Source organism: Leeuwenhoekiella polynyae, assembly GCF_004104075.1.
Lineage (GTDB): Bacteria > Bacteroidota > Bacteroidia > Flavobacteriales > Flavobacteriaceae > Leeuwenhoekiella > Leeuwenhoekiella polynyae.
The window spans coordinates 14,811-39,552 of record NZ_QOVK01000025.1; the positions used below are offsets into that span (position 1 = coordinate 14,811).

27 protein-coding genes and 1 tRNA gene are annotated in these 24,742 nt (G+C 40.5%); 15 read left to right on the forward strand and 13 right to left on the reverse strand.

The window, feature by feature from the left end:
- Positions 1-3 precede the first annotated feature (3 nt).
- Together DSM02_RS18005 and DSM02_RS18010 are read left to right on the forward strand one after the other, a co-directional pair.
- Positions 4-1,170 carry an efflux RND transporter periplasmic adaptor subunit gene (locus tag DSM02_RS18005; protein ID WP_128766886.1) on the forward strand — a complete coding sequence of 389 codons (1,167 nt, stop codon included), beginning with the start codon at positions 4-6 and terminating at the stop codon, positions 1,168-1,170.
- A 53-nt stretch (positions 1,171-1,223) separates the two neighbouring features.
- On the forward strand, positions 1,224-2,213 hold the full coding sequence (locus DSM02_RS18010) for a glycoside hydrolase family 43 protein (RefSeq protein WP_128766887.1): 990 nt from the start codon (positions 1,224-1,226) through the stop codon (positions 2,211-2,213).
- 54 nt (positions 2,214-2,267) lie between these two features.
- Here the strand turns inward: DSM02_RS18010 and DSM02_RS18015 are convergent, their stop codons facing one another.
- The 5 genes from DSM02_RS18015 to DSM02_RS18035 form a co-directional block, all read right to left on the reverse strand.
- Positions 2,268-3,032 (reverse strand): SDR family NAD(P)-dependent oxidoreductase, encoded by a 765-nt coding sequence (locus DSM02_RS18015; RefSeq protein ID WP_128766888.1) that lies wholly within the window; start codon positions 3,030-3,032, stop codon positions 2,268-2,270.
- Between the two features lie 102 nt (positions 3,033-3,134).
- On the reverse strand, positions 3,135-4,070 hold the full coding sequence (locus DSM02_RS18020; RefSeq protein WP_205875172.1) for a helix-turn-helix domain-containing protein: 936 nt from the start codon (positions 4,068-4,070) through the stop codon (positions 3,135-3,137).
- Between the two features lie 46 nt (positions 4,071-4,116).
- Entirely contained in the window at positions 4,117-5,265 is a 1,149-nt protein-coding gene (locus DSM02_RS18025) for a lycopene cyclase family protein (RefSeq protein ID WP_128766890.1), read from the reverse strand.
- Positions 5,266-5,315: 50 nt separating this feature from the next.
- Positions 5,316-5,783, reverse strand: coding sequence for a thioredoxin family protein (locus DSM02_RS18030; protein ID WP_128766891.1), 468 nt, complete (start codon positions 5,781-5,783; stop codon positions 5,316-5,318).
- Positions 5,784-5,836: 53 nt separating this feature from the next.
- The gene (locus DSM02_RS18035; RefSeq protein WP_128766892.1) at positions 5,837-8,197 is read right to left on the reverse strand and encodes a TonB-dependent receptor; all 2,361 of its coding nucleotides are present in this window, start codon (positions 8,195-8,197) and stop codon (positions 5,837-5,839) included.
- Between the two features lie 89 nt (positions 8,198-8,286).
- On the opposite strand from DSM02_RS18035, the gene DSM02_RS18040 reads away from it, so the two are divergent.
- From DSM02_RS18040 to DSM02_RS18055, 4 genes are all read left to right on the forward strand, one after another.
- Positions 8,287-8,937 (forward strand): metal-dependent transcriptional regulator, encoded by a 651-nt coding sequence (locus tag DSM02_RS18040; protein WP_128766893.1) that lies wholly within the window; start codon positions 8,287-8,289, stop codon positions 8,935-8,937.
- An 18-nt stretch (positions 8,938-8,955) separates the two neighbouring features.
- Positions 8,956-10,836: an Nramp family divalent metal transporter gene (locus tag DSM02_RS18045; RefSeq protein ID WP_128766894.1), complete on the forward strand. Its 1,881-nt coding sequence runs from the start codon at positions 8,956-8,958 to the stop codon at positions 10,834-10,836.
- 11 nt (positions 10,837-10,847) lie between these two features.
- Positions 10,848-11,669 carry a ZIP family metal transporter gene (locus DSM02_RS18050; RefSeq protein ID WP_128766895.1) on the forward strand — a complete coding sequence of 274 codons (822 nt, stop codon included), beginning with the start codon at positions 10,848-10,850 and terminating at the stop codon, positions 11,667-11,669.
- Positions 11,670-11,875: 206 nt separating this feature from the next.
- Positions 11,876-12,160, forward strand: a complete 285-nt coding sequence (locus tag DSM02_RS18055) for a hypothetical protein (RefSeq protein WP_128766896.1) — start codon at positions 11,876-11,878, stop codon at positions 12,158-12,160.
- 17 nt (positions 12,161-12,177) lie between these two features.
- Here DSM02_RS18055 and DSM02_RS18060 read toward each other — a convergent pair whose 3' ends face one another.
- The 6 genes from DSM02_RS18060 to DSM02_RS18085 all read right to left on the reverse strand — a co-directional run bounded on the left by DSM02_RS18060 (position 12,178) and on the right by DSM02_RS18085 (position 17,082).
- Positions 12,178-12,909, reverse strand: coding sequence for a hypothetical protein (locus DSM02_RS18060; RefSeq protein WP_128766897.1), 732 nt, complete (start codon positions 12,907-12,909; stop codon positions 12,178-12,180).
- On the reverse strand, positions 12,909-13,625 hold the full coding sequence (locus DSM02_RS18065; protein WP_128766898.1) for a hypothetical protein: 717 nt from the start codon (positions 13,623-13,625) through the stop codon (positions 12,909-12,911). The genes DSM02_RS18060 and DSM02_RS18065 overlap by 1 nt, the downstream gene beginning before the upstream one ends.
- A gap of 82 nt (positions 13,626-13,707) precedes the next feature.
- Positions 13,708-13,848: a FeoB-associated Cys-rich membrane protein gene (locus DSM02_RS18070; protein WP_128761780.1), complete on the reverse strand. Its 141-nt coding sequence runs from the start codon at positions 13,846-13,848 to the stop codon at positions 13,708-13,710.
- Between the two features lie 51 nt (positions 13,849-13,899).
- Positions 13,900-16,002, reverse strand: coding sequence for a ferrous iron transport protein B (gene feoB / locus DSM02_RS18075; protein ID WP_128766899.1), 2,103 nt, complete (start codon positions 16,000-16,002; stop codon positions 13,900-13,902).
- A complete protein-coding gene (locus DSM02_RS18080; protein ID WP_128761778.1) occupies positions 15,995-16,231 on the reverse strand; it encodes a FeoA family protein in 237 nt (78 codons plus the stop codon). Before DSM02_RS18080 ends, feoB begins: the two co-directional genes overlap by 8 nt.
- A 170-nt stretch (positions 16,232-16,401) precedes the next feature.
- Entirely contained in the window at positions 16,402-17,082 is a 681-nt protein-coding gene (locus DSM02_RS18085; protein ID WP_128766900.1) for an SCO family protein, read from the reverse strand.
- Positions 17,083-17,321: 239 nt separating this feature from the next.
- On the opposite strand from DSM02_RS18085, the gene rseP reads away from it, so the two are divergent.
- The 7 genes from rseP to DSM02_RS18120 all read left to right on the forward strand — a co-directional run bounded on the left by rseP (position 17,322) and on the right by DSM02_RS18120 (position 21,365).
- Positions 17,322-18,656 carry an RIP metalloprotease RseP gene (gene rseP / locus DSM02_RS18090; RefSeq protein ID WP_128766901.1) on the forward strand — a complete coding sequence of 445 codons (1,335 nt, stop codon included), beginning with the start codon at positions 17,322-17,324 and terminating at the stop codon, positions 18,654-18,656.
- Positions 18,657-18,834: 178 nt separating this feature from the next.
- Positions 18,835-18,908: transfer RNA gene (locus DSM02_RS18095), tRNA-Asn, on the forward strand.
- Between the two features lie 68 nt (positions 18,909-18,976).
- Positions 18,977-19,261 (forward strand): GIY-YIG nuclease family protein, encoded by a 285-nt coding sequence (locus DSM02_RS18100; protein WP_128766902.1) that lies wholly within the window; start codon positions 18,977-18,979, stop codon positions 19,259-19,261.
- Positions 19,262-19,557: 296 nt separating this feature from the next.
- Positions 19,558-19,671, forward strand: a complete 114-nt coding sequence (locus tag DSM02_RS18105) for a PDDEXK family nuclease (RefSeq protein ID WP_128766903.1) — start codon at positions 19,558-19,560, stop codon at positions 19,669-19,671.
- A 26-nt stretch (positions 19,672-19,697) separates the two neighbouring features.
- Positions 19,698-20,471, forward strand: coding sequence for an HNH endonuclease (locus DSM02_RS18110; RefSeq protein ID WP_128766904.1), 774 nt, complete (start codon positions 19,698-19,700; stop codon positions 20,469-20,471).
- Positions 20,452-20,763: a hypothetical protein gene (locus DSM02_RS18115; RefSeq protein ID WP_128766905.1), complete on the forward strand. Its 312-nt coding sequence runs from the start codon at positions 20,452-20,454 to the stop codon at positions 20,761-20,763. Before DSM02_RS18110 ends, DSM02_RS18115 begins: the two co-directional genes overlap by 20 nt.
- 230 nt (positions 20,764-20,993) lie before the next feature.
- Positions 20,994-21,365 carry a cupin domain-containing protein gene (locus tag DSM02_RS18120; RefSeq protein ID WP_317128260.1) on the forward strand — a complete coding sequence of 124 codons (372 nt, stop codon included), beginning with the start codon at positions 20,994-20,996 and terminating at the stop codon, positions 21,363-21,365.
- A 100-nt stretch (positions 21,366-21,465) separates the two neighbouring features.
- On the opposite strand, the gene DSM02_RS18125 is transcribed toward DSM02_RS18120, so the two are convergent.
- Together DSM02_RS18125 and DSM02_RS18130 are read right to left on the reverse strand one after the other, a co-directional pair.
- On the reverse strand, positions 21,466-22,803 hold the full coding sequence (locus DSM02_RS18125) for a GntP family permease (protein WP_128766906.1): 1,338 nt from the start codon (positions 22,801-22,803) through the stop codon (positions 21,466-21,468).
- Positions 22,804-22,806: 3 nt separating this feature from the next.
- Positions 22,807-23,934: a glycerate kinase family protein gene (locus DSM02_RS18130; RefSeq protein WP_128766907.1), complete on the reverse strand. Its 1,128-nt coding sequence runs from the start codon at positions 23,932-23,934 to the stop codon at positions 22,807-22,809.
- A 225-nt stretch (positions 23,935-24,159) separates the two neighbouring features.
- On the opposite strand from DSM02_RS18130, the gene DSM02_RS18135 reads away from it, so the two are divergent.
- Entirely contained in the window at positions 24,160-24,549 is a 390-nt protein-coding gene (locus tag DSM02_RS18135) for a hypothetical protein (protein WP_128766908.1), read from the forward strand.
- A complete protein-coding gene (locus DSM02_RS18140; protein ID WP_128761768.1) occupies positions 24,546-24,740 on the forward strand; it encodes a helix-turn-helix transcriptional regulator in 195 nt (64 codons plus the stop codon). Before DSM02_RS18135 ends, DSM02_RS18140 begins: the two co-directional genes overlap by 4 nt.
- Positions 24,741-24,742: the final 2 nt, after the last annotated feature.

A 24,742-nucleotide genomic window follows, 5' to 3' on the forward strand; every position in this document is an offset into this window, starting at 1 on the left:
ATGATGAAAAATTCAATACAAATACTCGCGCAAATTAGTCTGATGATTTTGATGATAAGTTGCGGAACTAAAGAAAAACAAGGGGATACTACTGACGCATCTCTTGAGCATCATGCAGATGTTACGGTAACTCAGGCACAATTTAAGAATGCAGGGATGACCCTTAGCACTATTGAAGAAACTACGTTTCCAGACTGGGTTGAGGCCAGTGGGATGATCGATGTTCCACCAGAAAACAGGGCGGTTATAACTGCATTTATGGGGGGGTATATTAAAGATAACCCGTTGTTGATAGGTGATGCGGTCAAAAAAGGACAGGTTTTAATCACGTTGGAGAATCCTGAGTTTGTAGCCATTCAGCAGCAGTTTCAGGAATTAGCAGAGCAGCTTAATTACCTGAAATCTGAATATGAGCGGCAACAAGCTTTAGTTGAAGAGAACATCACGTCTCAAAAGAGTTTTTTAAAGGCAGAAAGCGACTATAAACGCAGCGTGGCGACCTATACCGGCTTACGTAAAAAGTTGCAAATGCTACACATCAGTCCGCAACGTGTATTACAAGGTGATTACACATCTCAGGCGCGTATCTATGCACCGATTACAGGTACCATCGCAGAGACTTTTGTGAGTAAGGGAAGCTATGTTTCGGCTGCAGATCCTATTATGGAAATCGTAGATGTAGATCATATTCACCTGGAGCTTAAAGTGTTTGAGAGCGATATGCTTAAAGTAAAAAAAGGACAAAAAATTAAATTTAAAATCCCTGAATCTTCCGATACTTTTTACGAAGGCGAAGTGCATTTAATCGGGAATTCATTGAATCAGGAAGGTAGAACGGTTACCGTTCATGGGCATTTAGAAAATGAGTCAACTAGACCTAATTTTGCAGTAGGCATGTTTATTGAAGCACAAATCGAAACCGGAGAAAGTACTGCGCTGGCACTTCCGGAAGAAGCGGTTGCGAATCTGGGGGATGCCTATTATGTGTTGCAATTGCAAGAGCACGAGCAGGGAGCTTATTTTTTTAATAGAGTTGCGGTTGAAACAGGTAAAACACGCAAGGGCTTTATTGAAATTAAAAATGCAGCCGATTTTCCTAAGGGGGCTCAATTCTTAGTTAATGGTGCTTTTGAACTCATTAAAGAGGGTTCTGAGGGACACTCACATTGATGGATCTAAATTAAAATCAGTAAGTTTCAGGGTATTTTGATACCGTTTTTGATATGAAAAAAAGTTTAGTATTGGTTTTAGCGCTTTTTATGGTTGCAACAGTTTTTGCGCAGCGATTTAAAGCAAAAAAGAATATTCCCTTAGATGCTATTCGGTTGAGCGACCCCTATATTTTAGCGGATGAAGCTTCACAAACCTACTATATGACCGGTACAGGAGGAAAGCTCTGGAAGAGTAAAGACCTTAAGTATTGGGAAGGACCTTTTAAAATAACAGATACAGACCCTGATTCGTGGATGGGACCCAACCCGATGATCTGGGCGGCAGAACTGCATCAATACAAAGGGAAATATTATGATTTTGCTACGTTTACGAATCGGGAAGTAATGATTGATACCGTAAATGGAAACACAATAGAACGTCGTGCCAGTCATATTTTAGTAAGCGATACTCCAGACGGTCCCTACAAGCCTATGGAAGATGAGAGTTATTTGCCGGCAGACAAACCAACACTTGATGGGACATTTTGGGTTGACACAGACGGAAAACCCTATATGATCTATTGTTGGGAATGGTTGCAGAACGGCAACGGTACGATGGAAAAAATAGAATTGAAACCCGACTTAAGCGGTTCTATTGGAACAAGAGTCTTGCTTTTTAAAGCCAGTGACTCACCGTGGAGCCGCGAAAAAGACCAGAATGGAAAGGATAAGAAAAGTAAAGTAACAGACGGTCCTTTTTTATTCAATACGGAAACCGGAAAACTGGGGATGATCTGGACCAGCTGGATTTATGATGAGTACGTTCAAGGGGTTGCCTATTCAAAAAGCGGTACCTTAGACGGCCCATGGATTCAGGAAGAAGAACCCATTACACCGCGTAATTTTGGCCACGGTATGCTATTCACCTCTTTTGATGGCAAGGATTTGATGGCGGTTCACAGTCACGAAGTGGTAAATGGAAATTATCATAGGGTTCCGCATTTGTTTGAAGTAGATCGGTCTGGGGATACATTAAAGGTTGTGGGGCCCTATAAGCCTTAAATAAAAAAGGAGGTGTTGATTTGATCAACACCTCCTTTTTTATTTTTAAATGGTTTAAAGCATCATTCCTCCTGAAACTTCAATACGCTGACCGTTAACCCAGCGGGCTTCCGGCGAACATAAAAAGGCAACGACACCTCCTATGTCTTCCGGTAAACCGGCACGCCCTAAAGCGGTCATACTTGCAACCATTTCGTTAGTCTTTGCGTCATCACGCACGTGACCATTACCAAAATCGGTTTCTATTGCTCCCGGTGCGACCACATTTGCTGTGATTTTACGAGCTCCCAACTCTTTTGCCAGATAACGTGTAAGGACTTCCACAGCACCTTTCATAGAGGCATAAGTTGAAGATCCCGGTAGGCTAAAACGCGCTAAACCAGAAGATATATTGATAATGCTACCACCATCATTCATAAATGGAAGCGCTTTTTGTGTTAGAAAGAACACGCCTTTATGATGAATGTTTACCATCTCGTCAAACTGCTCTTCGGTCGTTTGCATAAAAGGGGCATATAAAGCAGTCCCTGCATTGTTTATTAAAAAATCAAAATTAGGGCTGCCTGTTTCTTCTTTTAGATGCGTTGTAGCTTCAGCAATAAAATTAGCAAAGCTTGCTACTTTCGCGGTGTCTAACTGTAGCGCTAAGGCTTTTCGGCCTAGATCATTGAGCTCTTTTATCACTTCATCTGCAGCTGCTTTATTGCTGTGGTACGTAAATAGAATATCGGTTCCTTTTTTGGCAAGGCTTAGGGCCATATCTCTTCCCAAACCGCGACTTGCACCGGTTATTAGTGCTATTTTGTTTCTAGTTTCCATCTGTATTTTTTTAGATTAAAAGACAGTACAAAGGTCTTAGAAACGCAGTTGCTTTAGTTGCAAACATCAAAGGGTTGTTTGCAAAATTCAAATCATAAGTCTTCAATTTCTGAAATGGAGCGGAGAAAGATTGGTTTGTTTTTTAAAGAAGTTGGAGAAATGCGCCACTTCTTCAAAACCTAAACTAAAAGCAATTTCCGAAACGGTCCAGTCGGTTTGTTTAAGCAGGATTTTTGCTTCCTGAAGCATACGCTTGGTAATGATCTCTGTGGTCGTGTTTCCCAGATTGTCTTTTAAAACTTTGTTGAGGTGATTTACATGAATGGCAAGGCGTTCAGCATATTCTTTTGCAGAGCGTAAGCTAAGTCTTTGGTTGGGTGATTCTATAGGAAACTGACGCTCTAATAACTCTATAAATAGAGAAATAATGCGTTTAGCAGCATGTTGTCCTTCCTTGATTTGAAGGCCCGGTTTTAGTTTTTGACCGTAGTGGATGAGTTCAATTAAATAGGTGCGTAGCAAATCGTATTTAAACTCATAATCTGAGTTTATCTCCGCTTTCATTTTATCAAAGATGCCTGCGATTTCTTTGGCCTGTTCATCAGTAATTTCAAATACCGGAAGACTTCCCGGCTTAAAGATAGGCAGTTGATCCAGCTTGATGCCGCTTTTACTTTGCATCAAAAAAGCATCGGTAAAGACACAAAAATTGCCTTGCTGATTTTCATCAAGCGGTACCCAGTGATAGGGCACTTTTGGAGTGGCAAAAAGCAACGCATTTGCGTTGATCTCGATGACCTTATCTGCATATTCCGCCCTGTTTTTCCCACGAATAAGACTTATCTTGTAATACGCACGCCGGTTGTATGGCATCTGGTTTTTCTTCTTGACTTCGCTGATGGTTTCTGCGATATCAAAAATGTTGAAATGTCCTATTTCTTTATGAATCTCAGGGGGCAAAATACTGTTGAGATCTTTACCGGTAAAGGCTGCGGCTTCTTTGTAGAAATCCTCAAGACTGGTATTCTTAATATCCATCACTTCGCTTAGTTGTAAAAATCAAAGATAAGCAAATGCATACTGTTTAGTTGAGGTGAAAAAACGACTTGATGAATTCTTTCTTAGGCAAACTCCAGATGATTTGTAAATCTTCTTTTAAACTACTCGTGCCGTCCAGAAATCGAAAGATTTTAGTGATAGCATTTTTTTTGAACATCTGCGTAAACAAGGCAGCACCCTGCTCATTTTTGCGGTACAGGACGTCCAGAAAAAGCTTGTCGTACCAGCGGTAGCGGTCGTTGATGTTGAATTTACTGAGATTGGTTTCCTGTTTCAGAAAGGCCACAAGTTCGGCGGTACGCTTCAAGGTATAGCTAAAAGTAAAGCCGGTGCTGCCCCGCGTCCAGCCACCGGCCGTGCCGATGTACATCAGGTTTTTGGTGTTGTGCTGCTCAAACCGGTAGGCGGTCATTGGGATGCTGCCTTTTTCAATGGAAGTTACTTCATACTCAGATGCACCCATTCCTTCCATATAATCTTCAATAGCGGCTTCATATGCTGCGTCGGGTAAGAGGTGTTCCGAAAAAAGCGTGTATTCTACCAGCGCTTGGTTAGAAGCGGTAGGCAAGACATACATAAAACGGGTATTTCCGCGTTGCGGAATGCTAAAATCCATAAAAGTCGCGACTTCCGGGTCAAAGATGTGCTCTTGCGTACGCACTTCCCAACCGATAAAATGCTGCTGCAAAACCGGGAATTGCGTTTGATTTTTCAGCCGTTCCGGCGGAAGGATGCTGCTAAAAACCTTGGTCGCTTTATAGGTACTTTGTGAGGTAGTGACTTCAACTCCGTTCTCTGTTTCCTTCAGGTTCTGGAACGCTTCCGTTTTAAAGGTAACTTGCTTAGAAGCCTGAAGCATTTTAAAAACCGACTCGTAAAAATCGATTCCCTCTATTTTGTTATAGCTGTATTTTTTAAGCGGAATTTCAGCTTGAAAGTTTTCGCCTTTAAACAAAATCGATTCCCATTTTTTAGAAATAATCGCATCCCAATCCTGCGTATTTTCGCTCCAAAAGCACCAGGTACGGTCATTGGTGTTTTTGTCGCTTTTATCCAGAATTAAGATAGACTTATCCTTAAAGTATAGATCACTAACGAGTGCTTTAGCCAGCATCAATCCCGAGAGACCGGCGCCCAAAATGATGTAATCGTAGTCTAAAAACGTGTTTTGCATAGCGGTTTAAAGCTAGAACTTATTCAACGATACCGCAAAACCAAAGGTGTTTATTGTTCCAAAATTTTTAAGAGTTCCCAAGAAGTATAGTATTCAAAAACGCGCTGTTTTATTCCAAATTGCTCATCAAAAAATATAGTCACCGGTAAGGAAAAAGATTTTTCAGGTCGGGAGCCCAAAAGCAAAGCCAGGTCGTGCACGCCGTTGCGTTTGGTCAAGGCCTGCCGGTTTGTAAAGGTTCGCCCGTCAAATCGAATGGTATCTGTCGTTTCGGTGTCCATACGAACGGCGTAATAGTCTGTATTTATTTTTTTGATCACTTCGGGTTTTGTAAACACGACGCGATCTATTTTTTTACAGTAGGCACACCAGTCGGCGTGAAAAAAGACAAAGGTCTTTTTAGGCTTTGTTGCCAAAGCGCTGTCGAGTTCTTCCCAGCTTAACCAGTTGATTTGCTCCCGGTCCTGAGCTGCAAGGCTTCCGCAAGTAAGAAAAAGAAATAGGAGTATTTTTTTCATAGTAATCCAGTTTAGCCCGTGCGACCCGCACTTTTAGCCCGTGCGGCCCGCACCTAGAAGTCGCCGAAGCGAATTCCGAAGAAAAACGAGCGCGGACGATTGGGACCGTAGATATAGTCAGAATCCCGTAAAGCCCCCAGATCAAAATTTTGCTGATAACTGTCAAATATATTCTGAACCCCACCGCTAAACTCCACGTGTAGGTGCTCATCCAGATCCAGATGATAGGTAAGTTTTGCGGTCACATCCATAAAATCAGTAGTTTCTTCAAGTTTAATAAACCCCGTATCGCTAATTACGTGTGGAGCCAGCATCGTACCCGTATAGCTTCCGGTAAGATCCACATTAAAAGAATCACTTACCGTCCAGTTGGTAGTAAAAAAGCCGTAGGCATTCGGAGAGCGTACAAACTGGTCGGTTACCACATCGGTTTCCGAAGGACTGGTTCCGTCAGCTTCAAAAAGAACCTGATCTTCATCGTAAATGGAGCGTTGCCAGGTGATTCCCGCCTGAAAAAGCAGCGCTTTACTCGGCGACAGGTTAAACTCGATATTGGTTCCGGCAACGTAGGCGCCGCTGCCGTTTCGGGATTCTTCTAAGATAGAACCATTAGGTAAAGAAGTACCTGTGCTGACTAGCGTAAACGGATTCTCGAGTGTGGTATAAAAACCTTCTACAAGCAAACTCGTTTGTATTTTATTAAATTCCTTGCTGTAATTTAGGGAGGCGGTATAAGCGTTAGAAAACTCACTTTCTAAATCGTCAGAGAGAATCACAAAGCGTTGCTCACCGCCCACAGAACTGATGTGCAAATCTTCATTAAAAGCCTGCGGCGCTCTAAATCCGCGAGCGTAACCCCCACGAAATTGCAAGTCTTCTGTGAAATTATAAAGCAAGGTCAACCGCGGACTCAAAACTGTTTGTGTGACGTCTGAAGTTCTGTTGATATCTTGTATCTGGTAAAAGCCATCTACGTCGATGTGATCAAGACGCGCACCTATCAGTGCTGTAAAACGCTCTATAGGTTTCCACTCGTATTGGCTATATAGCCCAACGCTATTCACGTTCTGATCTACGATGCGGTTGTAACCGGGTATGGCATCTTCGGTATCGTTGAGTTGATATTCAAAGCCTGAAGTAAGCACATCGTTATTCTTAAAATTCCGCGTGAATTTCACTCCGGAAACAAAAGCCAGATCTGTTGTTTTTCCGAAGGCATTATTGGCTGCGGTGGAGTCGGCACGGGTGCGGCCACCGCCTAACCCTCCATAATAACTATCGCGGTCAGTATGTTGCACAGATGCATACGCCGTCAAATGAGTGGTACGGTCGTTAGTAAATAAATCATAATCTACACCCGTAAACAGGGTATTGTGATCCAGTTCTTCAGTGATGTCTGTAAACTGGGGCGCGAGTTCAATGCGATCCCCGCCGCGACGGTATTCTTTAATCGCAGTAAAGTCAAAGCCTAGCTTACTGTTGTCGTTAGGACGATAAAATGCTTTAGCACCTAGTGAGTTGTTAGTCAGTTTTGTGATCTCACTAAAACCATCATCATTAGCATCATAAGCATCGCGATTGCGGTACATACCGTAAAGCGTTACACCTGTGCTGAGGTCTTCACTCACTATAGACGCGTTAAGATTAAGGCTTCGGTCGGGGGTTGTCCCGTCAATAAGTCCCAGATTGCTAGTGACTTCCCAGCTGTTATTAACCGGTTCTTTGGTGATGATGTTGATGGTTCCGGCAATGGCGCTGGAGCCAAAAAGCGCAGAGCCACCACTACGCACCACTTCAACACGGTCTATGATGCTTACCGGTATTTGTTCCAGCCCGTAAACGCCATTTAAGGCACTAAAAACCGGGCGGCTATTGAGCAAGACCTGAGTGTATTGACCGCCCAAACCATTAAGGCGTACCTGTGTAAAACCGCAGTTTTGACAATTAGTTTCTACCCGAACGCCAGGTTGGTAGTGGAGTCCGTCTGCTAAAGAAATGGATTGCGTTGCTTTGAACAGTTTCGGACTCAAAACAGTTACGATTACCGGGGCTTTCTTTTTACTAAGCCGATTTCGGGTGGCACTTACTACCACTTCTTCAAGACCCAGAAGATCAGGTTTTAGTGTGAAATTTAAAGGAGTATTCTGGTATTCAGAAGGAATTAGTGTTTCCCGAAGGGTTTTAAATCCTATCGCCTGAACGATCAATGTTACAGATTCATCAGGCAATTCCAATTCAAAGTTTCCATCTCCATCAGCTGAAAATCCCACGCTTGTGTTGCTGATGAGAATGTTTGCAAAGGGTATGGGATTGTCTCCATCAGAAACCTGTCCGGTAACTTTTATGGTTTCCTGAGCAGATATATTCAGAATAAATCCTGTAAAGAAGAGTATAAAAGAGTACTTACAAGTCATTTATGAATTTTAAAAAATAAAGTTTAGGCAAACCTAAAAAATATATTTGATATATTTGGTGTATTATTGCGGTATAATTAAATAATAGCATGACGTTATCTGAAGAGAACTACCTAAAATCTATTTATTCGCTACAGCGAGAACACGGTAAGGGGGTGAGTACTAATGTGTTGTCTAAATATTTAGATGCCAAGCCAGCTTCGGCAACAGAAATGATTAAAAAATTGGATGAGAAGGGCTTAGTGCGTTATCAACCCTATCAAGGAGTTTTGTTAAACGAATCCGGTGAGATTTCAGCATTAAAAATCATTAGAAAACACCGCTTGTGGGAAACTTTTTTGGCTCAGAAACTGGATTTTAGCTGGGATGAGATTCACGATGTGGCGGAGCAACTGGAACATATAAAGTCTGATAAATTAATACAGCAGTTGGATAAATTTTTAGGATACCCCAAGTACGATCCACACGGCGATCCTATTCCTGATGAACACGGTCACGTCATTAAAATGGAGAAAAAACGGGTTTCTCAATTGCAACCTGGTGATACGGGAACCTGCATTGGGGTGAATGATACCTCGTCTTCGTTTCTTCAGTTTTTAGATCAGCAAAACATCAGATTGGGTAGCGTGATTCATATTGTGAACTTTCAGGATTTTGATAAAAGTATGACCGTGCGTATTGAAGACCGGGAGTTGATATTATCCCAGATTGCTACAGAGAATATTTATGTGCGTATCTAGTACTAACAGTATAGCCTGATGAAAAACGATGCTGTAAATAAATCACTCGAGGAAGTTCACGGATCTGTAGCTACGACAACCGGTAAAAAGGGGTGGAAGCGTATCCTGGCTTTTTTGGGACCCGCATACCTGGTGAGTGTGGGGTATATGGATCCCGGTAACTGGGCGACAGATATTGCCGGAGGTAGCCAATTTGGGTACTCGTTACTTTGGGTTTTATTGATGTCCAATCTTATGGCATTGTTGCTTCAGAGTTTGTGCTCCAGATTAGGTATTGTACGCGGTGTAGATCTGGCTCAGGCCTCGCGGGAAAACTATCCGCAATTTGTAAATTTTATACTTTGGCTTTTGGCCGAAATAGCTATCGCTGCTTGCGATCTCGCCGAAGTAATCGGGATGGCCATAGGGCTCAATTTGCTTTTTGGCCTGCCTATTTTTTGGGGCGTATGCATCACGGTTTTAGACAGTTTTATCTTGCTTTTTCTCATCAATAAGGGAATTAGAAAGATGGAAGCCTTTATCGTTTCGTTGATATTCATCATTGGCTTATCATTTTTTCTAGAGATGTTTTTTGCTAAACCTGATCTGGCTGAAGTTGCAGCAGGTCTGGTGCCCAGTATGCCTAATAATGCTGCGTTGTATATCGCGATAGGGATTATTGGTGCCACGGTGATGCCACATAATTTATATTTACATTCTTCATTAGTACAAACCCGAAAGATCACCCATACTAAAAAGGGAATACGGAGAGCTTTAAAATTCAACTTTATAGATTCTGCCATAGCGCTCAATCTTGCCTTTTTTGTGAATGCGGCGATTTTGATTCTGGCGGCTTCGGTCTTTTTTAAAAACGGACTTTATCAGGTTGCGGATATCAACGATGCACACGAGTTGCTTCAGGGGCTTTTAGGTACCAAATGGGCGCCTATTTTGTTTGCTGTGGCACTGATAGCGGCCGGTCAAAGCAGCACCTTAACCGGAACGCTTGCGGGACAAATTGTGATGGAAGGGTATCTCAATCTACGCATACAACCCTGGGTAAGACGCCTTGCTACCCGCCTTATAGCAATTGTACCGGCATTAATTACCGTCGCATATTATGGCGAACGCGGCCTGGGAGAATTGCTGGTATTGAGTCAGGTGGTGCTCAGTTTACAGTTGGGTTTTGCGATGATTCCGCTTATTCATTTTGTGAGCGATAAGAAGAAGATGAAAGGATACGCCATAAAATGGCCTATGCGTATCGCGTCGTGGTTGATAACGATTGTGATTGTAGGACTCAATGCACAACTGGTAATTGATGAAGTTTCAAAATTTATGGCCGAAGTTTCAAATCCGTTTTATATCTGGATCAGCGTGGTACCTTTGATTGTAGGTGCGGGTATTTTACTGATTTACATTTCGGTTCATCCTATGCTGCTGAAGCGCAAAGAATTCAATAAATCGCATACGCCTCACATTCAGACTGATTTATCTGAACTAGCCACCCTAAAAGTATATAGGAATATTGCAGTTGCTCTGGATTTTTCTTCTGCAGACCGAAAGAGTATTGCTTCTGCCGTACAATTGGGTAAAACCGAAGCCCGGTATACCCTCATTCATAGTGTAGAATCTCCGGGAGCACTTGTTTACGGGAATGCTATAAACGATCTTGAGACTGAAAGCGATCAGGCACTGCTTGAAGTTTATGCAGCTCAAATGCGTAAACAGGGATATAAAGTAACGACCCAATTGGGTTATGGCTCACCCAAGAAGAGCCTTCCTAAAATCATTAATAAAGGCGATTATGATCTGCTAATATTAGGAGCTCATGGACATACATTTTTTAAAGATCTAATTTTTGGAACTACTGTAGACAGTGTTCGACATAAAGTAAACATACCTGTATTTATAGCTTAAACAACTAATTTATGAATGATATTATTGACTATTTTGAAACGCTAGACCCAGTGATGGGAGCATTTCTGGCAACCTTATTCACATGGGGGGTAACGGCTTTAGGAGCTGCTCTGGTATTCTTTTTTAAAGGGATGAACCGTAAAGTTTTTGATGCCATGCTGGGGTTTGCCGGGGGTGTCATGGTAGCGGCAAGTTTCTGGAGTTTACTGGCTCCGGGGATCGAAATGAGCCCGGGAGAAGGTTTTGTAAAAGTGATTCCAGCGGCGATAGGTTTTGGTTTAGGAGCTGCATTTTTGTTTGGTTTAGATAAAATCCTTCCCCATTTACACGTCAATTTTAAAGAAGAGGATAAAGAAGGAATGCGCAGTCCCTGGCACAAATCGGTATTATTGACCTTAGCAATCACGTTGCACAACATTCCTGAAGGCTTAGCGGTAGGTGTTTTATTTGGTGGGGTTGCCGCCGGTTTTGATGGTGCGACTATAGGAGGTGCCGTGGCACTGGCGATAGGTATTGGTTTACAAAATTTTCCTGAGGGTTTTGCGGTAGCGATGCCCTTGCGCAGACAAGGCTTTAGCCGTTGGAAAAGTTTTAACTACGGGCAGCTTTCTGCCATTGTTGAGCCGGTGGCTGCTGTAGTAGGGGCATATGCTGTCATGACTTTTAAACCTATTTTACCCTATGCTTTAGCGTTTGCTGCCGGTGCGATGATCTTTGTGGTGGTAGAAGAAGTAGTGCCCGAATCCCAACAAGGTAAAAATACAGATATCGCCACACTGGGTTTTATAGGAGGTTTTATCTTAATGATGACGCTTGACGTAGGATTGGGTTAATATTGCAACAGTGCAGTATGTTTTAGGTCTTTATAGAAAGTTCTAATAAGTTAAGGATGCGATTTTCAGCTGTTTTATTTCTTTGGGTTTTCAGTTTTGGACTTGAATCACAAGCGCAAACGGGTACTCTTGAAGTTGATGAACCCGTACATGTACCTTAAATTGTAATAAAATTACCTTTTGGCAAGCTTATCACTTTTGGAGATATGGGGGTTAAAATAACCAAAATCATAGATTCCCGTTGTCCATCTAATGTGACCTGTATTTGGGCAGGTAATGTGATAGTGGATTATGAAGTGTATAAGGATGGAAATTTTTTAGAAACGCGTAAGATAACGATTGAAAACAATAGTGAAGATCGTACGATGATAGATGCTGCTCAGCAATTAAAAGCGTATTCTGTGGCACCTTACCCCAGGACTTCAATGCGAAAAATTCCGCAGGAGGATTATGTAGTCAATCTGGTTTGGGAACGTATTCAAAAGGATTAGAAAATCAACTGATTCACTTAGAGTTTTGAAATACCAATATTGAAGAAAGCGGCAGTTCTTGAATATGAAGAATTGCTTTTCAGTATATATCCGAGACTTATGGTGTCTCCTGCCTGTAAAATAAGGATAATGTTTCCACTACTTCCCCAGTAATCAGAACCTGGTAAATTAACTTGCCCATTCGTTATGATTGATGTATTTGAATTGTTTACGGATACCTCAAGCCGATAACTGATACTTCCAGCAGGAAGACTTGTTGTTGAAAAACCAGCAGAAATCAAATAAGTACCACTTCTTAGAATTCCGATTTCTCCATTATTTTCTGAAAGACTATAAAATTGATCATTAGTAGACAAGGCATTGTTTTGATTTAGGGGAAAAGAAGTAATTGTATTGGTATTGGTGATGATAAAGGCATTATTTGTTTGTCCTCTGTTTAAAATCACCGAAGGGGTTTCAATTCTTACAAAGCTTTGCCAGACACCATCTTTACGAATAAACCAGTTATTTTCGGTAGTATTGAAAATAAAAGCGCCATCTAATGGTGTAGGTATAGCGTTCATTTCCGCAGTAGTCATTCGGGGTTGAACGAGGCCGCCAGAATTACTTTCTATTTGTAATGCTGAACCTGGTGCTATATCAGATGTTCCTATAGCAACACCTTTAGTAGAATTATCTGTCTGACAATATGCAGTTAAGGACAGCATTGATAAAACGAGGGCAGAAAATAGTTTCAAATGTATAGCCATCAGAGTTTTATAATTCCAATATTGAAAAAACGGGCGTTTAAAGGGGTACCTCCATTATTGAGTACATACCGCAAACTTATTTCGTCATCAGCATGGAGTGAGAAAACCAGTACTCCGCTGGTTCCCCATTCATTAGGTTCTGTATCGAAGTTTACATTTCCGCGTACCAGATAGCCAATTAAATTAGTATTACGATAGACTCCAATAATGAATTTTTTATTGCCTGATGGAAGGTTGTTAACTGAAAATCCCGAGGAAATCATGTAATTTCCTTGTTCCAAAATTTTGATTGTACCCTCGGCTACGATCTGAAAAAAGGAGTTGTCAATAAAAGTTACATCCTCTTGCTTAAGAGGAAAATTATAATAAGTATTTGTTCCTGTTTTTACAATTCCATTAGTCGAATTTTCAGGATACTCTTTTCTTAATACTGCAGATGGCAAGTCTGGACGGGTAAGGTCATTCCAAATTCCTGAAGAATATAAAAATAAGGAGGATGCGGTGTTGTTGTATACTATAGAACCATCCAAAGGCGTGGGTATGGCCCGCATTTCGGCATCTGTCATTCGGGGTGGAACCAATGCTCCTACTTTACTGTCAACTTGTAAAGCACTACCATCATCTGGAGTTGTGGTACCTATTGCAACCTGAGCATACGTTTTTGTGAATATTAAGCTGAAAAATAATCCACATGAAATATATAAAAGTGTACGCAATTTAATTTTTTTTCAAAAGTAGGGAAAAGATTTTACTTGTAAGTTTGTTGTGTAGAACTTGTGGTTTGGAATCAGCTTTAAATTAATGACATCCACAGTTATCGCTTCCGCAGGATTTATCGTTAGACTTTCCGGTTAAGAAAGCTGGTTTCCAAATGTATTTGGTAACCAAATATCCTACAGCGATTAAAAAAATAAGCAGTACTAATATATTCTGTATCATAATCGTATTCTTTTAAAGTTTTGCTTCCGCGAAAGCGTGACAAACAGACTTTTAAATAAGCAATTGGTATGCCACTAAAGCGACAACATAGGCAAAACCACTCATTATTACAAGTTGCAATACCGGCCATTTCCAGGTGTTGGTTTCTCGTTTTACAATGGCTAGGGTACTCATACACTGCATCGCAAAGGCATAAAACAGCAAAAGCGAAATACCACTTGCCAGATTAAATAACGGTCCGCCCAAAATAGGGTTCACCTCACCGGCCATTCTGTTTTTTATGGTTTCTTCTTCGTCACTACCTACGCTATAAATTGTGGCGAGTGTACCCACAAATACCTCACGAGCCGCGAACGAACTCACAATAGCGATACCTATTTTCCAGTCGTAGCCTAGGGGTCTCACAACCGGTTCTATCGCTTTCCCCATATAGCCAATGTAGCTATACTCTAACTTTTCTGATGCGATGTGCTTATCTAATTCTTGCTGTGGAAACGCGCCGGCTTCCATACGGGCAATTGCGTTTTCTTCGGCATTTCTAAATTGATCTCCCGGCCCATTTGAAGCTAAAACCCAAAGCACAATAGAAATGGCAAGGATGATTTTACCAGCTCCTAAAACGAAAGATTTTGTTTTTTCGATCACGTTATAAGCCACATTTTTAAATAAGGGAAGCTTATAATTGGGCATCTCAATTACAAAAAAGGTACGGCTTTTTATTTTTAATATTTTGTCTAAGAGCCAGGCAGATAAGATCGCTGTACCAAATCCTATAAGGTATAACAGCATCAATACCAGACTTTGCAGGTTGAAAATGTACAATACACGTTCATCAGGAATCACCAGAGAAATAATAATAAGATAAACCGGTAAGCGTGCGCTACAGGTTGTAAAGGGTGTTACTAAGATCGTGATGAGGCGTTCTTTCCAGTTTTCAATATTTCTTGTTGCCATAATTGCCGGTATGGCACACGCAGTACCCGAAACGAGCGGGACTACACTTTTACCACTCAAGCCAAAACGACGCATAATACGATCCATCAAAAAGACCACACGACTCATATAGCCGCTTTCTTCAAGTAGCGATATAAATAAAAATAAAAATGCGATTTGCGGGATAAAAATTACAATACCTCCCAGACCGGGAATAATTCCTTCGGCAATAAGGTTTGTTAAAGCCCCCTGCGGCATGCTTGTTCGCACCCATTCTCCCATTGCGGCAAATGCTTCGTCAATAAGATCCATAGGGTAGGAAGACCAGTCGTAGATCGCTTGAAATATGAGCAATAAAATGGCAAAGAAAATAAGATAACCCCAGACTTTATGCGTGAGTACGCGGTCTAAACGACTGCGTAAATCTTTAGCCGCAAGATGATCTATACGTAAGGTTTCTTTTAAAATTCCGTTTATAAACTGATACCTGACAATGGTTTCTTTTTGCTGTAGGCGCTTCAGATTAGACTTGCTTTCGGTTTGAAAACTAGTGATACTCTGCATCTCGTTTCGGTCTAGTTTACCAAAATTCACATCCTGAGTAATTACCAGCCAGAGTTTGTATAAATCCTGCTTTGGGAATGCTTTCCGCAGTCTGTCAAAATATTCCGGAGCAATTACTGAAGCATTTACACAAGGCTCAACAGAAAGCGTTTTGTAGTTGCTTATAAGCTCTTTTAACGTATCAAAACCGGTGTTCTTACGCGAACTTACCAGAGCGATTTTGGTCTCCAGACGTTCCTCAAGTTTTTCGATATCAAGACTGATGGCTTTACGCTCCATACGGTCTGCCATATTGATTACCAGAATCGTGGGGATGTGCAAATCTTTGATTTGCGTAAAAAGGAGCAGGTTTCGCTTTAAGTTCTCCACATCAGAAACCACGACGGCAACATCAGGATAATCTTTATCATTCTTATTGAGAAGCAGTTCTATAACCACATTCTCATCTAAAGAACTCGCATTGAGACTGTAGGTTCCCGGAAGATCCAGAATGTGCGCTTTAACGCCTCTGGGCAGTTTACAGATACCTTCTTTTTTCTCAACAGTGATTCCCGGATAATTACCTACCTGTTGTTTTAAACCGGTCAACTGATTGAAAACCGAAGTTTTACCAGTGTTGGGATTTCCTATAAGGGCGACATTGAGCTGTTTACTCATGGGACAGCTTTTCTACGGTGATGTGACTGGCGGTCTCTTTGCGTATAGCAAGATGACTGCCGTTTATATTGAGGTACATCGGGTCTTTAAAAGGCGCGATCTGTACCAGTTCTACTTCGTTTCCGGGCAAACAGCCCATTTCTAAAAGCTTAAGAGGTACCATATCTAAGGTAAACTCAACAATGATGGCTTTTTCGCCACGCTTTAAAAGATCTAATGAAGTAGTCAATTTATTTAGATTGAATTTAAACAAGGCAAAAGTAAAGGAAATGCAACAGATGTAAAAAGATTTTACTCGATAATCGAGATTTAAATGTGTTAAGGCTTGTCTCGAACTCAAAAGCTGTTTATTTCGGTACTAATTGTTCGTTGGCCTATGATCATGATTAAAATAAAAGCTTAATCGTCAGAACGCTTTTCTATCGCTTTTAAAGTCTCGATATCTTCTAAAAGTTGCTCGATAGCCTCGGGGTCTGTACCGTCATAAAAACCTCTGATGCGTTTCTTAGAGTCGATGAGCATAAAGTTCTCGGTATGAATCATATCATATTTATCTCCGTTTCCTTGAGTTTTGACTGCGAGGTAGCTCTTACGCGCCAGCTCATAAATCTCTTTTTTAGGACCGGTGACTAAATTCCATCTGGAAGCATCAACCCCTTTTGCTACCGCATAACGCTTGAGTTGGGCAACGGTATCGGTCGCCGGGATCACGGTATGCGATAACAATTTAACCGAAGGATCGTCTTTAAGCTGTTCCTGAATGTGTAGCATATGATCGGTCATAATAGGGCAAATCGTCTGACAGGTGGTAAAAAAGAAATCGGCTACATAAATGCCCGGATAGTCGTCCTGAGTGATCGTATCGCCATTTTGATTCACCAGTTTAAAGTCGGCTATTTTATGGTATTTTTTTACAAACTGAACCGTGCTGTCTACTAGTGATCGGTCAACCATATCAGGTTGGTAAACAGGCAAACTGGGCGCAGGCTTCATTAAGGTGTAAAACGTATAAAGAATGACTGCGGAAAGAACAGCCATCACAATGGCAAACTTTTTGTATTTAGCAAAAAACTGAAGCATAATCTGCGTTTTAGGCTGCAAAATTACGATGCAGCAAGCGCTTTTAAAAAGTATTAGGGCACTAAGTTTTTAAAAGCCTGTAGCAGCTTGATGCAAATACTTTTGTATGCGAATGTAAAAGGTTACTTTTGTGCACTTTTTAAGGCATAATGCCTTTTAATTGTTTTCTTAATTTCTGTTTTATAAGGGGGTTAACCTTTATAACAAGTGATGGCATTGGCCACTAGTTAATAAAATTTATGGATCCATTTTTTGTAAAAGGAGCTCAGTTATTTTTGAGCCTTTCAATATTGATAGTACTTCACGAGTTTGGGCATTTTATACCAGCCAGACTTTTTAAAATACGGGTAGAGAAATTCTTTTTATTCTTTGATGTCAAGTTTTCGCTCTTTAAGAAGAAGATAGGCGAGACCGTTTACGGTATCGGGTGGTTGCCATTGGGGGGGTATGTGAAGATCGCCGGGATGATCGATGAGAGTATGGATAAGGAAGCGATGGCTCAGGAACCTAAAGAGTGGGAGTTTCGTTCTAAACCAGCCTGGCAGCGACTCATTGTAATGATAGGTGGGGTGACGGTCAATATTGTATTGGGCTTTTTTATCTACATTATGATCATTGCTAGTTATGGAGAAGAGTATTCTACTGCAGATGATCTCAAATACGGTTTTGGTTTTGCGCCTACTATGGAGCAATATGGTTTTGAACAGGGAGATAAAATACGTTCTGTAAATGGAGATCCTTTAGAAGATCAAATGGATTTCCCGCAGATGTTGATGATGCGCGATGTCGCTAAGGTGACCGTAGTGCACGAGAATGGTAGTGAAGAAGAATTAACACTTCCTGACGACATCGGGATGGAGTTGTTTAAATCTGGTGAGATGTTTGGCGTGAATGTACCCCGCACACCGGTCAAACTTGATTCTGTTTTTGGCGGAGCCAAAAAAGCAGGAGTTTTAGGTACAGATGAGTTGGTGAGTATCAACGGTTATCCCATTAAATACAAAAGCGATGCTACTTATGCACTGCAAAAAGAGAAAGATACGGTTGCAACAATTACGGTGCTTCGTGACGGTGTAGAACGTAAGTTTGATGTTGATCTTGGCGGTGCAGAAATGGTAGGAGTAGGGTTTAAATTTTTAGACGAAGATCATATAATGCCTGAGCGTCACAAGCGAGAATATGGTTTTGGCGAAAGCATAACCGAAGGGATTAGTTATGGATATTGGGTATTGCACGATTATGCAACGCAATTTAAATACGTCTTTACAAAAAAAGGAGCCTCTCAGGTTGGAGGTTTTGGAGCCATTGCAGGCTTGTTTCCGGATACGTGGAACTGGTTATCCTTCTGGGAAACAACGGCCTTTATCTCTATTATTTTAGCGTTTATGAACATTCTGCCGATCCCGGCATTAGATGGGGGTCACGTTATGTTCTTATTATACGAGATGGTTACCGGAAGAAAACCGAGCGATAAGTTTTTAGAATATGCTCAGATGATAGGGTTCTTCTTGCTAATTGCCTTAGTGTTATACGCTAACGGAAATGATATTTACCGCTGGATTACCGGTGGCTAATGGCAAAAAATAAAACAGCTAAAAAGCGCTAAATATTTTTTTGAAATTTATTTTGTGGGTTTAAATAGTTGTGTATATTTGCATCCGCTTTCAGCAAATAAGCGAAACGTTCTTTAAAGCACAACAACCGGTAGTATTGCGATACGCCAAAGTGACTTTAAAAATTTTAAGATTAAATTCCTCCTTAGCTCAGTTGGTTAGAGCATTTGACTGTTAATCAAAGGGTCCTTGGTTCGAGCCCAAGAGGGGGAGCATTTAAACCCAACTTATTCATTTAGGTTGGGTTTTTTGTTTGTAATCTATTCGGAAAAGTATTTTTTATGCATACCGTGTACATTTTATTCTCAGAAACGTTAAACCGTTTTTATACCGGAGAAACCACCGATTATGACCAAAGGATTGCGTTTCATAAGTATTCACCGGCAAATAAGTTTACCGCAAATGCTAACGATTGGAAACTGTTTTTAAAATTTGAGTGCGATTGCAAACCTCAGGCCTTAAAAATTGAGCGACATATCAAAAACATGAAAAGCCAAACGTATATCAGAAATCTTCTGAAGTATCCTGAAATAATTGATAAACTTAAAAAACAATACCCCTGTTAATCAAAGCCCCGAAAGCTTTCGGGGTTGGTTCGAGCCCAAGAGGGGGAGCATTTAAACCCAACTTATTCATTTAGGTTGGGTTTTTTGTTTGCTATAAATCCTACTGGGCGAGAAGTTTATCCCGAGCTCAGTCGAGGGAAGCCCAAGCCTGTGCTGAGCCTAGTCGAAGTAAGATGGAGCAAAATGAAGCCTTAACTATACTTGAGGCTTTTTTGTTTTTAAAGGTTTTCAGTTAATACGAGATTTATTTAGTATCCAGACTTTGATCTTAAAAATCGATTTGCTAAATTATCCTGATGGATGTATTGACAAAGGCTCAGAGAAGTAAAAATATGAAAGCCATAAAGAGTCGGAATACCAAAATGGAGGTAAAACTGGCAAAGGCTTTATGGGGAAAGGGATATAGATAGCATAATAAAGGTGTTGTAGTAGTAATATGAAGAAAGGACAAAGGCTTTGGACACGTTCGGAACTAATTCTAGTAATAAACTTATACTGTAAGTTGCCTTTTGGTAGGATGCATAAAACCAATCCGGAAGTAATACTCCTTTCCGTCTTAATACAAAGGACTCCCAGTTCTGTAGCTTATAAATTGGTTAATTTTGCCAGTCTTGACCCAAGTTTAAAAGCTAGAGGAATACAGGGTGCGTCAAATACAAGTAAACTTGATAGAAAAGTTTGGAATGAATTTTATGAAAATTGGGAAGAATTATCATTTGAAAGTGAAAAACTTCGTGCTGAAATAGAAAATAAATCAGTTGAGAATACGTTCAAATTAAGCGAAGAAAGTCTAATTGTAGAGGGTATAACCAGAGAAAGTTTAGTGAAAACCAGAGTGAATCAATCTTTTTTTCGTAGTTCAATTCTTGCATCCTATAATAATACTTGTTGTGTAACAGGAATCAAAAAGCCAGAGCTTTTAATTGCTGGCCATATAAAGCCTTGGAGTGTCGATAGGAAAAATAGACTTAATCCTCGAAATGGAATAGCAATCAATGCTCTCCACGATAAAGCATTTGAAAGTGGATTAATGACTATCACGCCTGATTACAAAATAAAAATTTCAAGTAGTATAATTACAGATATTACTGATGACATTTTAAAAAACTATTTCTTAAAATATGATGGTAAAGAAATAATATTACCTTCAAAGTTTCTTCCAGATGAAAACTTTTTAATCTATCATAATAATGAGTGCTTTAAAAAATAATTTAATGTTTGAATATTTATACCGCGATCCAGGAAATTATAAAACATTTGGACAAATCATTTTTACTAATAAGGAGAATGTAAGGATTGAAGAAGCTACTCTAATTATAGTTAATAGGCTTATAGATAAGGAATATTTTTACCCTTTAGATGCTGGTGTGCCAATTTTGTGTGAAGATAATTTTAATGCAGAAACGGATTGGTATGAATTTATTAAGTTCTCTCATACTCCTGCTAAGATTAATGATACTCGGGATGTTAGAACTTTCCTTTCAAATTTTGAAACTTATTAATATAAATGGAGATAAATATTGAATAATGTATTAAAAATAAACAAACCCTGCCTCAGCTAAGAGGCAGGGTTTGTTATTTAAATGAAACTCGTTTTACTTTCTGATAAACAGTTTAGAATCCTGAATCAAGCATGATACCTTGTATTTCAGTAACTATTACTGTTTTAAAGATTCATCCACTTTCCTATTCTTGAACAATTCATTAATTTCTATCCCCTAAAACATTCCCTATGAGAAAACTTATATTTCTCTTGCTTAACCTTCCTGTTTGGCTAACTGCACAGGGAACCACCTATACCATCAAATCCTATAAGGATGAAGGGGTTAAAGCACCCAATACGCATTATCTGGGAGAAGCCTGGCTGAGTCACGTGCTGGAAGCCGATGACACGCTGGATTATAACATCACAAAAGCTACTTTTAAGGCCAATGCTACACTTGACTGGCACAAGCACGTTACGCCACAGGTGCTTATTGTAGTGGATGGCGAGGGCTGCTATCAGGAACGGGGTAAAGATCCGGTACGTATCAAAGAAGGGGATGTGGTACGCTGTGAACCAAATGTTGAGCATTGGCATACATCTTCTAAAAAAATGATGTAACCTATCTCCCAATCTATGGCGGGGGCGAACCCACAACCTGGACTGAAGTACTTACCCGGGAATACTACGACAGTATAGCTGAAAAACTAAGGGATTAACCCTACAGCGCATGGGATACACTATAAGCAGCAAGCAATACACAAAAACCAATTACGCCTTGTAATAAAGTTCCCGCAGTGTGTTTTCTATAAGCCTCTTTTACGCTCATTTCTCCCATTTGACTTACAATCCAGAAATACGAGTCATTGGCGTGGGACACCGTTAAGGAGCCGGCACCAATGGCAAGAATTACCCATACTTTTCCCATCTCAGTATCTAGTCCAAGAGCGGGCAATAAGGGAAGCATAATAGAACTAATAGTAATGATAGCTACGGTAGAAGAACCCTGAGCAGATTTTAGCAAAGCAGCGAGTAAAAATGGAATGCTAAGTCCCAGACTGTTAGTAAAAGAATCCAGACGCAATCCTTCAGTGAGATTTGCAGACTGAATTACAGCGCCCAGAGCACCGCCCATGGCAGTTATTAAAAGAATGGGGGCCGCCTGCTGAATTCCTTTTTTAAGGATTGTGCTCATATCTTTTTTACGCTTTTTGCAACTGTAAAATGCTGCGAGCATTCCTAATAATAGGGCAATAACAGGATCCCCCACAAATAAAATAAAGTCTGTGAAGAATTGATCTTCAGTTAGAAATAAGGGGATTATAGAAGCGGTTGCCATCAGTAGAATGGGTAAGGCCAAAGGCCAGATAGCTTCTGAAAAAGAAGGCAGGTTTTGTTCCTGATCAAAGTGTTCAATCAAATTATTGCTGTCAAAGGTGTCGTTCAGATTGCTCTTTCTGAAAAAATAATAGGCATAAAATGCGCCGATGAGCATAAGTACAATACCAAAAATTCCACCTGCAAGTAAGAGCAGGGATAAGTTCGCTAACTGAAGATTTCCGGCAGCAGCCAGCGGACCCGGAGTTGGCGGCACCAAAACATGAGCAGAAAACAAGCCGGTAGAAAGTGCAACCGTGAGTGCATTACGCCTGGCTGTATTGTTTGCTGAAAGTTTTTTTGTTAGCGGAGCCAAAATAACAAAAGCAGCATCACAAAAAACCGGAATAGAAACCAGATAGCCCAAAGCACTGATGACAAACGGAAGCGGGAGCAGGGTTAACTTTTTGATAATTCCTTTTGCGATTGCGGTTGTCGCATTTGTTGCTTCAAGAGCAACACCTATCCACGCACCAAAAAGAATCAAAAGACCTATGTTTTTAAACATATTCCCAAAACCTGTACTTAGGGTCTCAGGGATTTGTGCAACGGGTATTTGCAATAAAAAGGCGAGCCCCAGGGCACCTATAAGCAATACAAAAAAAGGATGCCAGCGCAGGTAACTCGTGCCAACAATTATCCAGATAACTACGACTGCAATAAAAAGTAAATCAATACCCATAGGTTAAATGTGGTTTTTGAGATTTTTTAGTACAGCATCTTTCAGCAATGAATAGGCATGGGTTTTGGCATAGTCTAGCGTCATCGTTTCGGTTTTAATAGCGTATGCAGCAGTGATTCCGGCACGCGTTAAAATTTCCGGCGTAGCCGAAACACTCCCGGCAAAAAGCAGTAGCGGTTTATGATATTTTTTAGCCAGTTCGGCTAATTTGAAAGGCACTTTCCCATACTGACTTTGGTTATCTGTTTTGCCTTCTCCTGTGATCAAAAGGTCTGCTTCTCTAACCCTTTCTTCAAGAGCAGTCAGGTCGCTTAACAGATCAAAGCCCGGTTTGAGAGCACTATCAAATAACCCAAACATTCCTGCTGCAGTGCCTCCTGCAGCGCCACCGCCTTTAATTTGTGTGAGGTCTTTATTTCTTTTCTGCTGAACCAATTTTGCAAAGTGTGTGGCGCCTTCTTCAAGTTGTGCTACAACTGCTGGAGATGCACCTTTTTGCGGGGCATAGGTGTAAGCTGCTCCTGTTTTACCCAATAGCGTATTGGTAACATCACACGCAACAATACTGGTTGCGTTTCTGAGGTTTGTGTTTAAATTTTTAAAATCGAGTTCAGTACACCGTGCGAGATGCTCACCTTTAGCGTGTAAGCTGTTTTTAGTGGGATCTAATAATTTTCCACCTAAAGCTTCAAAAATACCAGTACCCAGATCATGGGTTGCACTACCGCCAATACCTAAGATGATAGTTGTAAAACCGTTATCAAGCGCATGATTGATTTGCAAACCGGTGCCATAGGTTGAAGTAAGCAACGGATTTTTTTCAGAATCTTTAAGCAAAGCAAGTCCTGAGGCTTGTGAAAGTTCAACCCACGCGGTCTTACCATCTTTAAATCCGTAATAAGAAGCTTTTAAAGAGCGCCGTAAGGGGTCAAACGTATCACATTCGATTTTCGCTCCTAATTTTAGAGCATCAAACAACTCAAAAGCACCTTCACCACCGTCAGAAAACGGAAGAAGATCAATAGCTGAGTATGGATTTACTGACCGAATTCCTGCAGCAATGGCTTCACAAACTTGTGTTGCTGTAAGGCTTTCTTTAAAAGAATCTGGTGCAATTAGAATTTTCAGAATACTTGATTTTGATGGTTAATTCAAGGGACAAGCTTTCAAGTTCTGATGCCTGACACGAGTTGATTTTCAGCTTACAGGAAGTTATTCAAAGGTAAGTTACTCTTTTTATGCTAATTGTATGTTGAATCTTACGATTGAAAAAATTATATTGTAAAGTTTGCTTTACATTCTAAAATAGTTATATATTTGTCAAGTGAACTTTACATTAATCAAAAATCAAACAGTATGAAATCAAAATTAATTGAATCTAGAAATCGCGTGGCAAAATGGTCTGTCGCTTGGATATTAACCACAGCATTAGTAACATTTGGATCTCAGTTTTTATGGGAATCCCAAATCATTACAGTTTTGACTATTATCTTGAGCCTTGCAGTTGGAGTAGGGATGGTGATGGCAAACCGAAATTTTGTGAACGAGGGAGATGAGCTGCAACGCAAAATACAATTAGAGTCTATGGGGTTGACTTTAGGACTTAGTGTTGTTGTGGGTATCGCGTACGCTCAATTAGACACCACAGATCTAATCGCTCAGGATGCAGAAATTAGTTTTCTGGTCTTATTTATGGGACTGACCTATATTTTATGTGTCTTTTTTAATGCGCGTAAGTACTCATGAAAAATAACATCAAAGAGTTGCGCAATGCAATTAAATTAACGCAGGGAGATCTGGCGGAACGTATAGAAGTCTCCAGGCAAACAATAAATGCGATTGAAAAAGGTAAATTTGATCCCAGTTTGCCAACTGCATTTAGATTAGCAGCTGTTTTTAACTGTACAATTGAAGAACTTTTTATTTACGAATCTTAATA